General features: G+C 51.3%; 12 protein-coding genes and 1 tRNA gene. 11 read left to right on the top strand and 2 right to left on the bottom strand.

Going from position 1 to position 12,212, the window contains the following annotated elements; translation table 11 throughout:
• Window positions 1-4 precede the first annotated feature (4 nt).
• The 4 genes from dsbC (at window position 5) to lysS (ending at window position 5,173) form a co-directional block, all read left to right on the top strand.
• A complete protein-coding gene (dsbC, locus tag AC4IC4_RS18820) occupies window positions 5-718 on the top strand; it encodes a bifunctional protein-disulfide isomerase/oxidoreductase DsbC (RefSeq protein ID WP_024906584.1) in 714 nt (237 codons plus the stop codon).
• A gap of 5 nt (window positions 719-723) precedes the next feature.
• A complete protein-coding gene (recJ, locus tag AC4IC4_RS18815) occupies window positions 724-2,457 on the top strand; it encodes a single-stranded-DNA-specific exonuclease RecJ (protein ID WP_370884348.1) in 1,734 nt (577 codons plus the stop codon).
• A 90-nt stretch (window positions 2,458-2,547) separates the two neighbouring features.
• A protein-coding gene (gene prfB / locus AC4IC4_RS18810) for a peptide chain release factor 2 (protein ID WP_095908218.1) occupies window positions 2,548-3,646 on the top strand; the annotation gives its coding sequence in 2 pieces (ribosomal slippage) (window positions 2,548-2,622 and window positions 2,624-3,646; 1,098 coding nt in all).
• 9 nt (window positions 3,647-3,655) lie between these two features.
• Window positions 3,656-5,173 carry a lysine--tRNA ligase gene (lysS, locus tag AC4IC4_RS18805; protein ID WP_032650119.1) on the top strand — a complete coding sequence of 506 codons (1,518 nt, stop codon included), beginning with the start codon at window positions 3,656-3,658 and terminating at the stop codon, window positions 5,171-5,173.
• A gap of 38 nt (window positions 5,174-5,211) precedes the next feature.
• Here the strand turns inward: lysS and idi are convergent, their stop codons facing one another.
• Window positions 5,212-5,754, bottom strand: a complete 543-nt coding sequence (gene idi / locus AC4IC4_RS18800) for an isopentenyl-diphosphate Delta-isomerase (protein ID WP_032650117.1) — start codon at window positions 5,752-5,754, stop codon at window positions 5,212-5,214.
• Between the two features lie 163 nt (window positions 5,755-5,917).
• Here idi and actS point away from each other — a divergent pair, with 163 nt between their 5' ends.
• From actS to AC4IC4_RS18770, 6 genes are all read left to right on the top strand, one after another.
• Entirely contained in the window at window positions 5,918-6,661 is a 744-nt protein-coding gene (gene actS / locus AC4IC4_RS18795; RefSeq protein WP_024906588.1) for an amidase activator ActS, read from the top strand.
• A gap of 80 nt (window positions 6,662-6,741) precedes the next feature.
• Window positions 6,742-6,815, top strand: a tRNA-Gly gene (locus AC4IC4_RS18790).
• 511 nt (window positions 6,816-7,326) lie between these two features.
• A complete protein-coding gene (locus AC4IC4_RS18785) occupies window positions 7,327-7,893 on the top strand; it encodes a hypothetical protein (RefSeq protein ID WP_114506852.1) in 567 nt (188 codons plus the stop codon).
• Between the two features lie 23 nt (window positions 7,894-7,916).
• Window positions 7,917-8,414 (top strand): hypothetical protein, encoded by a 498-nt coding sequence (locus AC4IC4_RS18780; protein ID WP_114506851.1) that lies wholly within the window; start codon window positions 7,917-7,919, stop codon window positions 8,412-8,414.
• Between the two features lie 270 nt (window positions 8,415-8,684).
• Complete coding sequence (locus AC4IC4_RS18775) at window positions 8,685-9,107, top strand: hypothetical protein (protein ID WP_475680588.1); 423 nt, start codon at window positions 8,685-8,687, stop codon at window positions 9,105-9,107.
• Between the two features lie 49 nt (window positions 9,108-9,156).
• The gene (locus tag AC4IC4_RS18770) at window positions 9,157-9,567 is read left to right on the top strand and encodes a hypothetical protein (protein ID WP_114506849.1); all 411 of its coding nucleotides are present in this window, start codon (window positions 9,157-9,159) and stop codon (window positions 9,565-9,567) included.
• Here AC4IC4_RS18770 and AC4IC4_RS18765 read toward each other — a convergent pair.
• Entirely contained in the window at window positions 9,562-10,122 is a 561-nt protein-coding gene (locus AC4IC4_RS18765; RefSeq protein ID WP_045148753.1) for a tyrosine-type recombinase/integrase, read from the bottom strand. The two genes, AC4IC4_RS18770 and AC4IC4_RS18765, sit on opposite strands and share 6 nt — an antisense overlap.
• A gap of 1,913 nt (window positions 10,123-12,035) precedes the next feature.
• On the opposite strand from AC4IC4_RS18765, the gene AC4IC4_RS18760 reads away from it, so the two are divergent.
• Window positions 12,036-12,212: a hypothetical protein gene (locus AC4IC4_RS18760; protein ID WP_023309089.1), complete on the top strand. Its 177-nt coding sequence runs from the start codon at window positions 12,036-12,038 to the stop codon at window positions 12,210-12,212.

The following is a 12,212-nucleotide window of genomic DNA, read 5'->3' as shown; positions in this document are numbered from 1 at the left end:
ACTTATGAAAAAGTCTTTCGCGCTGTTCACCCTGCTGGCAGCCTCATTTACCGGTTTCGCCCATGCGGACGACGCCGCCATCAAACAGTCGCTGGCCAAGCTTGGCGTCACCGGCAGCGATATTCAGCCTGCACCGGTTGCCGGCATGAAAACGGTGCTGACGAGCAGCGGCGTGCTGTACGTCACCGAAGACGGCAAACACATTATTCAGGGGCCAATGTACGACGTGAGCGGCGCGCAGCCGGTGAACGTCACCAACCAGCTGCTGATGAAAAACCTGAACGCGCTCGAAAAAGAGATGATCGTCTATAAGGCGGCGCAGGAAAAACACGTCATTACCGTCTTCACCGACATCACCTGCGGCTACTGCCACAAGCTGCATGAAGAGATGAAAGATTACAACGCGCTGGGTATTACCGTGCGTTACCTGGCCTTCCCGCGCGCGGGCGTACAGAGCCAGCCAGAGCAGGACATGAAGGCCATCTGGTGTGCGAAAGACCGCAACAAAGCGTTTGACGACGCGATGAACGGCAAAGGCGTTAAGCCGGCCTCCTGCGACATTGATATTGCTAACCACTACGCGCTTGGCGTGCAGTTTGGCGTTAACGGTACGCCAGCGATTGTCCTGAGCAACGGCTATGTCGTGCCAGGCTATCAGGGACCGAAAGAGATGAAAGAGTTCCTCGACGCGCACCAGAAACAGTTTGGTGGTAAATAATCCGCGTGAAAGCCCCAATAAAATTGCGCCGCCGCGAGGCGGTTGAACCGGTTGATTTGCCAGACGATCTCCCGGCGCTGCTTAAGCGCCTCTACGCCAGCCGCGGCGTGCGTAGCGCTGAGGATCTTGAACGCAGCGTGAAAGGAATGCTGCCCTGGCAGCAACTGAGCGGTATCGAAAAAGCCACTGAAATGCTCTACAACGCGCTTCGTGAGGGAACGCGGATTGTGGTGGTAGGGGATTTCGACGCCGACGGCGCAACCAGCACCGCGCTGAGCGTGCTCAGCCTGCGCGCGCTGGGCTGCGATAACGTCACGTATCTGGTGCCGAACCGTTTTGAAGACGGCTATGGCCTCAGCCCGGAAGTGGTCGATCAGGCCCACGCCCGTGGTGCACAGATGATCATGACCGTCGATAACGGGATCTCTTCCCATGCGGGCGTCGATCATGCTCACGCTTTGGGGATCCCGGTGCTGGTCACCGATCACCACCTGCCGGGCGAAACGCTGCCAGATGCGGAAGCGATTATTAATCCCAACCTGCGCGACTGCGATTTCCCGTCGAAATCCCTAGCAGGCGTGGGCGTGGCGTTTTATCTGATGCTGGCGTTACGTACCCTGTTACGCGATAAGGGCTGGTTCGACTCCCGCGGTATTGCCGTACCGAACCTGGCCGAATATCTCGATCTGGTGGCGCTGGGTACCGTCGCGGACGTGGTGCCGCTTGATACCAATAACCGCATTTTGACCTGGCAGGGCTTAAGCCGCATCCGGGCAGGCAAGTGCCGTCCAGGGATCAAGGCGCTGCTGGAGATTGCCAACCGCGATCCGCTCAAGCTGGCGGCAAGCGATTTGGGCTTTGCCCTCGGGCCGCGTCTTAACGCAGCCGGAAGGCTGGACGATATGTCCGTCGGCGTGGCGCTGCTGCTGTGCGACAACATCGGTGAAGCACGCGTGCTGGCCAACGAGCTGGACGCCCTGAACCAGACTCGTAAAGAGATTGAGCAGGGGATGCAGGCCGAGGCGCTGACCCTGTGCGAAAAACTTGAGCGCAGCGGAGATACGCTTCCGGGCGGTCTGGCGATGTACCATCCTGAGTGGCATCAGGGCGTCGTCGGCATTCTGGCGTCGCGCATTAAAGAGCGTTTCCACCGTCCGGTGATCGCGTTCGCCCCCGCGGGCGACGGCACGCTCAAAGGCTCTGGCCGCTCAATCCAGGGTCTGCACATGCGCGATGCGCTGGAGCGTCTCGATACGCTGTACCCGGGTCTGATGATCAAGTTTGGCGGCCATGCGATGGCGGCGGGCCTGTCGCTGGAAGAGGCGAAGTTCGACGAGTTCCAGCGTCTGTTTGGTGAACTGGTCACCGACTGGATCGACCCGGCCCTGTTGCAGGGGGAAGTGGTGTCCGATGGCGAGCTTTCACCGCTTGAGATGACGATGGACGTGGCGCAAATGCTCCGCGATGCCGGTCCATGGGGGCAGATGTTCCCGGAACCGCTGTTCGACGGCCGTTTCCGCCTGCTGCAGCAGCGCATTGTCGGCGAGCGTCATCTGAAGGTGATGGTTGAACCGGTCGGCGGCGGCCCGCTGCTGGACGGTATTGCCTTTAACGTTGACACGGCGGTATGGCCGGACAACGGCGTGCGCGAGGTCGAGCTGGCGTACAAACTGGACATCAACGAGTTTCGCGGTAACCGCACCCTTCAAATCATCATCGACAATATCTGGCCAATTTAGCGGCAGTAATCTCTATAAAAAAGGGCGTGGATTCGGTACAATCCCGCTCTTATCACCGCATTTTGACAAGTCCATAAAAGAAAACAGACCATGTTTGAAATTAATCCGGTAAAAAACCGTATTCAGGACCTCACGGAGCGCTCTGACGTTCTTAGGGGGTATCTTTGACTACGATGCCAAGAAAGAGCGTCTTGAAGAAGTAAACGCCGAGCTGGAACAGCCGGACGTCTGGAACGAACCTGAACGCGCACAGGCGCTGGGTAAAGAGCGTTCCTCTCTCGAAGCTATCGTAGATACGCTGGATCAAATGGCCCAGGGGCTGGAAGATGTTTCCGGTTTGCTGGAGCTGGCCGTCGAAGCCGACGACGAAGAAACCTTTAACGAAGCCGTAGCAGAACTCGACGTGCTGGAAGAGAAGCTGGCGCAGCTTGAATTCCGTCGCATGTTCTCCGGCGAATACGACAGCGCTGACTGCTATCTCGATATTCAGGCAGGTTCTGGCGGTACCGAAGCGCAGGACTGGGCCAGCATGCTGATGCGCATGTATCTGCGCTGGGCCGAAGCGCGCGGCTTCAAAACCGAAATTATCGAAGAGTCTGAAGGTGAAGTGGCCGGTATTAAATCCGTCACCATCAAGATCATCGGTGATTACGCCTACGGCTGGCTGCGCACTGAAACCGGCGTTCACCGCCTGGTGCGTAAGAGCCCGTTCGACTCCGGTGGCCGTCGTCATACTTCCTTCAGCTCCGCGTTTGTTTACCCGGAAGTTGATGAAGATATCGATATCGAAATTAACCCGGCGGACCTGCGTATCGACGTTTATCGCGCATCCGGCGCGGGCGGCCAGCACGTTAACCGTACGGAATCGGCGGTGCGTATTACCCACATTCCAACCGGGCTGGTAACGCAATGCCAGAACGACCGTTCCCAGCATAAGAACAAAGACCAGGCCATGAAGCAGATGAAAGCGAAGCTTTATGAGCTGGAGATGCAGAAGAAAAATGCTGAGAAACAGGCGATGGAAGACAACAAGTCTGACATCGGCTGGGGCAGCCAGATCCGTTCTTACGTCCTTGATGACTCCCGCATCAAAGACCTGCGTACCGGGGTTGAAACCCGCAACACGCAGGCGGTGCTGGACGGCAGCCTGGACCAATTTATCGAAGCAAGTTTGAAAGCAGGGTTATGAGGAACCAACATGTCTGAACAACAAGCACAGGGCGCTGACGCGGTAGTCGATCTTAACAACGAACTGAAAACCCGCCGCGAGAAGCTGGCAGCGCTGCGCGAGCAGGGCGTGCCGTTCCCGAACGATTTTCGTCGTGACCATACCTCAGACCAACTGCACGCTGACTTCGACGCGAAAGAGAACGAAGAGCTGGAAGCGCTGAACGTCGAAGTGGCCGTTGCAGGCCGCATGATGACCCGTCGTATCATGGGTAAAGCCTCCTTCGTAACCCTGCAGGACGTTGGCGGCCGTATCCAGCTGTACGTTTCCCGTGACGATCTGCCGGAAGGCATCTACAACGAGCAGTTCAAGAAGTGGGACCTGGGCGATATCCTGGGCGCGAAAGGTAAACTGTTCAAAACCAAAACCGGTGAACTGTCTATCCACTGCACCGAGCTGCGTCTGCTGACCAAAGCCCTGCGCCCGCTGCCGGACAAATTCCACGGCCTGCAGGATCAGGAAGCGCGCTACCGTCAGCGTTACCTGGATCTCATCTCTAACGATGAATCCCGCAAGACCTTCAAAATTCGCTCCCAGATCATGGCCGGTATCCGCCAGTTCATGGTGAACCGCGACTTTATGGAAGTGGAAACACCAATGATGCAGGTGATCCCTGGCGGCGCATCTGCACGTCCGTTCATCACCCATCACAACGCCCTGGACCTGGACATGTACCTGCGTATCGCGCCGGAACTGTACCTGAAGCGTCTGGTCGTTGGTGGTTTTGATCGCGTGTTCGAGATCAACCGTAACTTCCGTAACGAAGGTATCTCCGTTCGTCATAACCCAGAGTTCACCATGATGGAACTCTACATGGCGTATGCGGATTACAAAGATCTGATCGAGCTGACCGAATCCCTGTTCCGCACCCTGGCGCAGGACATTCTGGGCACCACCGAAGTGCCTTACGGTGAAGAAGTCTTCGACTTCGGTAAGCCTTTCGAAAAACTGACCATGCGCGAAGCGATCAAGAAATACCGCCCTGAGACCAACATGGCGGATCTGGATAACTTCGATTCTGCGAAAGCGATCGCCGACAGCATCGGTATCAAGGTTGAGAAGAGCTGGGGTCTGGGCCGTATCGTGACCGAGATCTTCGAAGAAGTCGCCGAAGCGCACCTGATTCAGCCGACCTTCATCACCGAATACCCGGCTGAAGTCTCTCCGCTGGCACGTCGTAATGATCAGAACCCGGAGATCACTGACCGCTTCGAATTCTTCATCGGCGGCCGTGAAATCGGCAACGGCTTTAGCGAGCTGAACGATGCGGAAGACCAGGCTCAGCGCTTCCAGGATCAGGTTGACGCGAAAGCGGCAGGCGACGACGAAGCGATGTTCTTCGACGAAGACTACGTGACCGCTCTGGAGCACGGTCTGCCACCAACGGCGGGTCTGGGGATTGGTATCGACCGTATGGTAATGCTGTTCACTAACAGCCACACCATCCGCGACGTGATCCTGTTCCCGGCGATGCGCCCGGTGAAATAAGACATTAAGATGTAAAAAAAGCCCCGAAAGGGGCTTTTTTATTGCGCCGCGAAGGCTTTGAGTTTTTCGCGGGCGGTCGTCGCTTCCATGACCATCCACGGGCTAAAGGCCCAGGGCGTCGCGTCCAGCGCGCGGAATAACGCGTCCAGCTCAACCCACTGATAGTCCATCACTTCATCTTCGTTTATCGTCACGTCATTGGTGATGCGGGCGGCGAATACCGGGCAAATTTCGTTTTCCACGATCCCGGACGGGTCGGTTTCCCGATAGCGAAATTCAGGGGCGACGGCGGTGATATCGGCCAGTTCCGCGCCCACTTCAAAGCGGCAGCGGCGGATTATCGCCTGTATCGTCTCTTCGCCGGACTGCGGGTGGCCGCAGACGGAATTGGTCCAGACGCCGGGCCAGGCTTTTTTGCTTAAGGCGCGCCGGGTGATCAGACATTCGCCTTTTGCGTTAAAAAGCCAGGAAGAGAACGCCAGATGCAGCGGGGTATGTAACGTGTGCGCGGCATATTTTTCCTGAGTGCCAATCACCATTCCCTGGTCGTTTACCAAAATAACGTGTTCTTGAATACTCATTGATGCTCCAGTGCCAAAATGCCGAGTGGTTCAGCACCATCAGCCGAAGCATTATACTGCATTCTTATACGAACGGTTTGGCTCGTAGAGCGGAAAAGGGCATGACCCCTGTTCGTTTTGGCTGTTATCATAGGGCGCCATTCACGCTGACCGAGGATCTGTTTTGTTTGCAGGAAGCCTGACGAAAAATCCCATTACCGCTGTTTTTTGCCTGACGCTGACGCTATTCCTGGCAGGCTGTTCAGGAAGCAAATCTTCGGATACGGGAAGCTATTCCGGTTCGGTCTACACCGTCAAACGCGGGGACACCCTATACCGGATTTCGCGCGCAACGGGGACCAGCGTGAAGGATCTGGCGCGGATGAATAACCTTTCTCCGCCCTACACCATCGAGGTGGGGCAGCAGCTGAAGGTGAGCGGCGGATCGTCCTCGGGTAAAAAGTCTTCTTCGAAAGGCAAAACCGCCAAAGTGACGCCGTCCTATCAGGTGCCGCAATCGTCATGGCCGCCGGTTGGACAGCGCTGCTGGATTTGGCCTGCCAGCGGTAAAGTGGTTGCCCCTTACTCACTCTCTGAAGGTGGTAACAAGGGTATTGATATCGCCGCTGCGCGCGGTACGCCGGTTTATGCCTCCGGAGCCGGGAAGGTGGTTTATGTCGGTAACCAGCTGCGCGGCTACGGTAACCTGATCATGATTAAGCATGGGGAAGACTACATCACGGCCTATGCGCACAACGACACGATGCTGGTCAACAACGGGCAGAACGTCAAAGCCGGGCAGAAGATTGCCACCATGGGCAGCACCGGTACGGATGCGGTGAAGCTGCATTTCCAGATTCGCTATAAGGCGACGGCCATCGATCCGCAGCGCTATCTTCCTGCGCCCGGCAGCAAACCGAAGTGCTAAGTGATTATTTAATCGCCGGTTAGTTGTGAAGAGGCTTGTATGAAGGTGCGTAAGGTCTATAATGCCTTACGCACCTCAAAGCGGGCGTAGTTCAATGGTAGAACGAGAGCTTCCCAAGCTCTATACGAGGGTTCGATTCCCTTCGCCCGCTCCAGATCTCTCCCCTTGTGGAGAAGCCTTGAAAGCCTTCTCTATCAGCAACTTAAATAGTTACCTATTTTAGTCGCCTATGGGTTCTACCATTGTGATCCGCCCCTGGTAACTGTCACGCTAAGTTACATGGTGAGATGACAGTATAACTCAGCGTTGGCGGCAGTTGCATCCTCACACCGCGACAGTAAAACGTGAAGAAAAAGCCCACCCAGGCATCGTTATGTCATCGACAGACTGATCATACGCATTTTAAGCCCGATGTGCGGCCTTGTGGCTGCGTAAACAGGTGAATAGTGGTAAACGTACCTGCACACGATATGCAGGCTCTGCCAGCGCTTCGCTCACGCTCCTTACGGTACACGAGCACCCTGATAAGGTGTGATCCCTCTGACAATCTGATGAAGTCGCTACGCTCCGCTTGTTGCTTGTACCACTAATGGGGCTTTATGGCTTCTATTCCCTTAATTTAAATATGGTATCATGTAGAGGAAATCTTAAAAGAAGGGTGGTTTATGGGCTGGTCTTCGTTGGTTAGGATAACCATTGGTACATTTCTATTGGCTGGGTTGTCATTCTCTGCACACGCTAAGAACTGCAAGAAAGGTATTCCATGCGGTAATTCGTGCATTGCGGTTGGAAAAACGTGCCGGATTGGATCAGGCACCTCATCTACGTATAAAAATTATTCATACTCTTACCCGTCATCTTCTCTTCATAGTTCAATCCCTAAATCCTCTTCCCCTTCCTCATCAGCTAAGGTTGACGGAAAAAATACGTCTTCAACTGCTAAAACGTATCTCTGTCAGTATGCTATTGCAGCGATACAGAATGGAAGAATCGGTGCTTTACGTGTGTTGGGTAGTGCCGAGGTAACGTTGTATGTCGATAGCTTCAAAGCTAACCGTTTAAATGGTACGTACCTGCTCTCACCAAAGCTGAAAGCTAACGGTAAGTTGATGATGGCAGATGATAAAAGCAAGGTGTACGCCTATGATCCGTCGCTGGGAAACTTTGCAATTAGTGACCGCATCGCAAGAAGCACTGAGCAATGGGATCATTGTAAACTGGTTCATAATTAATAAACTCAATTCGTGGGGATGGAATGAAAAAATTACTAATGGCTTTCGTGATTCTAACTTTACCTCTGCTCTCGTTCGCTAAAGGTATTGGTTACGGAAACACTAAATGGGACATGAATCCATCAGAAGTTGTTGCTGCTCAGGGCAATGGTGCACATCTCATCTCACCAGAAAAATATAAGGATAACTTTGGGAAAGTGCGGATTGATAATGTATCGATTGGTAGCGGTCTCTATACAGTGACATTTTTGTTCGACAGCGCTGATCGTCTTGTCCAAACGAACGTAGCCAGCAATGAGAAGAAAAATGAAGGCATCGCAGCACGTCAATTTGGCACATTAAATCAATTACTAACTCAGAAGTATGGAAAGCCTGAATTTTCTGATCCAAGTAAAGTAACCTGGAAACTTCCTGACACAACGGTTGAGTTAAGTCAGATGGTCATTAATGGGATTATGGCACAGACAATTGTTCGGTATATTCCAAACAGTAGGGTGGCAAGCGATACTTCAAACCTTTAGCCTATGATTCTTTTTTAGCGGATGTGAGATTGTTTCCATAATCAGCGCTGCCAATACGAGAACGCCGATAGTTAACTACCCTTGTCCAGGAACAATCTGACCGCTAAGATAGCTTGAAAAACAAACTATTGTCGGTGGATCATGCGTATTAAGGGATTATCTCTGTTCTTCTGTGCCGTTTGCGTTGGTTGTAGTGGGTACTCGCAGCGGCAAGAGCACTTAGATGTGCCGACTTACTCGGAGAGCTACGATCAAGCCCTGGGGTGGTTAGTGACTGCTCGTTATCGGGATTCAGAAAATGCAGAAATCGTTATGTCACTGGTTGGAGACTTTTGCAGGAGCAAAGGGAAGGAGGCGACTCTCTATAAGACGACTGCTGGCAACACATCCACTATTCAAGAAGTTTGGGCTTGTCAGACTTCCCCAATGCTAAATGATACTGACATACTTAGCGCGGTTTATTGCCATTTTATTGCTAACGCGCCTCGCTACTCTGTGGATTTTTCAAACCGTCAGAAGGAAGTAGCAGAGCAAAAATTTGTAACGGCTTTCTTGAAAAAAAGGATCGAATACCCTGTCGGCGGTTTTTACGATAAGTACCAGAGTAACTTTGCTTCTTGGGCTGTGGCCAAACATGATGAGAGCATCAGCACTGATGAAGTCCGCCAGTGGTTTGACAAGCATTGCCAGTAAAGAGTGCGATTATTCCGTATGAATTTTTAATAATAGGAGGTTAGTCAGTATGGCAGGAGTATTATCAAGCACGGTGGCAGCTATAGGGATTCTTGATAAAGCAGTAAGCATCACTCAGAAGCTGGCAAATAACAGTGATGAACTGGACAAGGCTACGCTCAAACTTGAGTTAGCCAATCTAATGGTCGAACTTGCTAACGCCAAGATTGAAGCGGTAACAACACAAACTCTACTTTTCGACGCGGAACAGAAAAATAAGCAGCTTGAAGATCAGCTGAAAGATAAATCGACATTTATCTTCAAGGATAATGTTTATTGGAAAGCTGGAGATGAAGTTCCATTTTGTCCTCATTGTTATGAAACAGGCAATATCAAAAGACACATGCAACAGTTTGCTGTCACGAGGGGTCAAAACGCTTGGTACTGTAGTGTCTGCAAATTGAGTGTTCGATTCTCATAAATCCATTTCATTGATAATCCGGCTAACGGCTTGCTTGTCTAAATCCAGATAGCGCCTGGTGTCGGTGATGTTGCTATGATTGAGCACGGTCATAGCTAAAGCGATGTTGTTTGCTGAACGCTTGTAGATGGCATTCCCGCCAGCTTTACGGAAACTGTGAGCCGATACAGTGCCATGAATACCGATAGCTTTAGCGGCCTCTGCGATCTGCTTGCTCACTTCTTCGCGTCGTACAGGCGCTTGCTTGTTCATTGATCGGTTACGCTGGCTCCTGAACACATGCACATCATGCGGATACTCAGCACGGCGACGAGCTATCATCTGCACCACTGGAGCCGGAAGGGTGAGGGCTTTACGCTTCCCAGTCTTCTGTTCTTCTATGTCTATCTCTCCGTTGATCACTTCGTCGAAGCGCAAAGCTACGGCATCCCCCACACGCAATACGGCGGCTTGCATCATTAACGTAACGTCAGCTATCAGGCTTTTGTTATGAGCGTTTAGCCACTCCCTGATCGCTTTTGCTTGCTGCTCGTCTAACACGACTGCTCTGTTCAATTTACCCTCCTTTAAGGACACATATCTAAACTAATGAAATAAACATTATGATCATTTTCAGTGGGTTGCAATAAAAATGATCAAAAATTGATCTTGATTATGTGTGGTAAATGGCGCGGTTGTGTCCACTGCTGAACGCGAAGATCAGGCACACCCAGATCGAAATCTGCATGATTTTGAAATATCTTCAATAAAATCATTGTGTTGGCATTTATAAACATGTGTTTGAACGTTGCCAAACCATCAGATCGGCTCGAAGAAGAGCGGGAACACCAGAACATCACACTACAGGTGGTTGTGTGTGGTTGTTGCCTATCTCATTGATTTAATGGGGATGAATGTCTGTTCGTTGGGCGAGGGCGTCGCTAACCTGCCTGTATGCACAGATTATGCGGAGTTTATGCACTTGAAACTGATTGCATCATGAAATGATTAGAATGCTAACTAATTGACGGGTTTGGCATGGAAAAATCGAATTGTTACTTTATAACAATAAAATGAGAAAACTCGTTCAGCACATTGCACCGAATATGGAAGTGCTCATTGTGGACAATGATCGCTGTGAGTCGCATGGCGCAAGGCTTTACGCAAAGTAAGTGATAGTTTCAATTGTTACTATCTTAATAGCTATGGCAACTTTACCACTGTAACAACGGCATTCTTTACCTGCCATTTACCTGCTGATTAGACGCCTGTTTGATGGGAATTATCTAAGATTAATCTTAGGGTTGAAGCATGGACGATTCGTAGTGAGCAGGGCGACAGCCTACCGTTGGGTGAAGTAACGAAACGGCACTTTGGATAACCCTAAATGGTGTCAATTTGGCACCGATTGACATAATGGCACTCATGGATAGGTGTCAAAATGGCACCTATTCGGGAATAACAGGTGTCAATTTGGCACCGATTGAGCTGTGATTGGTGTCAATTTGGCACTCTATACAAAGAGATTCAAAAAGCGATCTCTAAAAGAGAGCTTTTAGAAGATCTTGTGAAAGATTCGCTTTGCTGGCGTGTGTCGCCTGGCAAGTGACCTGATTCGCCTTTGGGTGGCTACTCGGTCAGCCGCTCACGACGCAGCGATCAGCGCATCTGTCTGTGATTGTGCCAGGGCTTCGCCCTCGTGAAACGAGGCACAGAAGCTATGCGCCGTGTGCGCAATGTCTTTCGGCATAACTTCTGCCTGTCTTCCATGCTCCGCATTTCATCCATGCAAAGTTAGCCCACGGCTAAGGCTTCACCGTGCTACGGTTCAGCCAGCCTCAATCCAATACCATCACCTACTATCATGATAACTACCGTTATCCCTCTGTAGTGGTGCTATTGGTTTCGGTAAGTGCCAGAGGTGCGCCCGTATGCCGCCACGCTTAACAGGAAGCCCATAGAGCGCTTTAAACGGTGCAGGGAATACCGATGTAGTGCATGTGTATGCAAACCTCGCATGACGCGATACAGCGCGTTTTATGGTGAATGGTAGAGGTTGATCCCAACTGGAAAGCGTGTTATGATCTAAAATGGGTAAAAATAATAATTGACAGAATGGCTTTTTTGTGTTAGAGTAGTATTAAGAGCTAAGAAAAAGATTCTTACCTTCTATCTCTGAGGTGTTCAGCCTCTTAAACAATCTAAATTACACCGCACTATCAGGCAACGTTATTAACGTTCTCCCTGGATGGTGTTTTCTTTTATCTCACGCAAGGAGAACCAAAATTAAGTATTTTGACATTGACACTACGGTGTCACAGCTTGTAAATGGCGAGGTCACTCGCTTTCAGATTAAAGCAATCCGCAACACCAACCGCAGACAAGGTTATAAAGATCGTGAAGAGTTCTTTAATGAAGTGCTTCGCCGTTTCGATCTAATCCGAGCAGAACAGAAAGAAACTAACGAATAAACCAGAAGGAGAAACCAAATGAGCGAAATCCAGAAGAAGAAACCAGCCGGAACATTCGTAAAACTGCCTGATGAAGTGTTTAGCACTTTGTTCAAAGAGGCGCGAGCGAGAGGCGTAACAGTGCAGGAGATGTTAATTGACGCTGCAACCACACTTTCCACATCAATTAAGAACGGAGAACGTTCTACCAAATAA

The sequence above is a fragment of the Enterobacter sp. Taxon_2 genome, assembly GCF_058355295.1.
The sequence above is the reverse complement of the archived record's forward strand: the minus strand, read 5'-3'. Positions and strand labels throughout refer to the sequence as shown.

Bases quoted from the DNA above. Each gene is read 5' to 3' on its own strand.
- lysS (WP_032650119.1), top strand. From the start codon at position 3,656: ATGTCTGAACAACAAGCACAGGGCGCTGACGCGGTAGTCGATCTTAAC.
- AC4IC4_RS18780 (WP_114506851.1), top strand. From the start codon at position 7,917: ATGAAAAAATTACTAATGGCTTTCGTGATTCTAACTTTACCTCTGCTC.
- AC4IC4_RS18770 (WP_114506849.1), top strand. From the start codon at position 9,157: ATGGCAGGAGTATTATCAAGCACGGTGGCAGCTATAGGGATTCTTGAT.
- dsbC (WP_024906584.1), top strand. From the start codon at position 5: ATGAAAAAGTCTTTCGCGCTGTTCACCCTGCTGGCAGCCTCATTTACC.
- AC4IC4_RS18760 (WP_023309089.1), top strand. From the start codon at position 12,036: ATGAGCGAAATCCAGAAGAAGAAACCAGCCGGAACATTCGTAAAACTG.
- idi (WP_032650117.1), bottom strand. From the start codon at position 5,754: ATGAGTATTCAAGAACACGTTATTTTGGTAAACGACCAGGGAATGGTG.
- AC4IC4_RS18785 (WP_114506852.1), top strand. From the start codon at position 7,327: ATGGGCTGGTCTTCGTTGGTTAGGATAACCATTGGTACATTTCTATTG.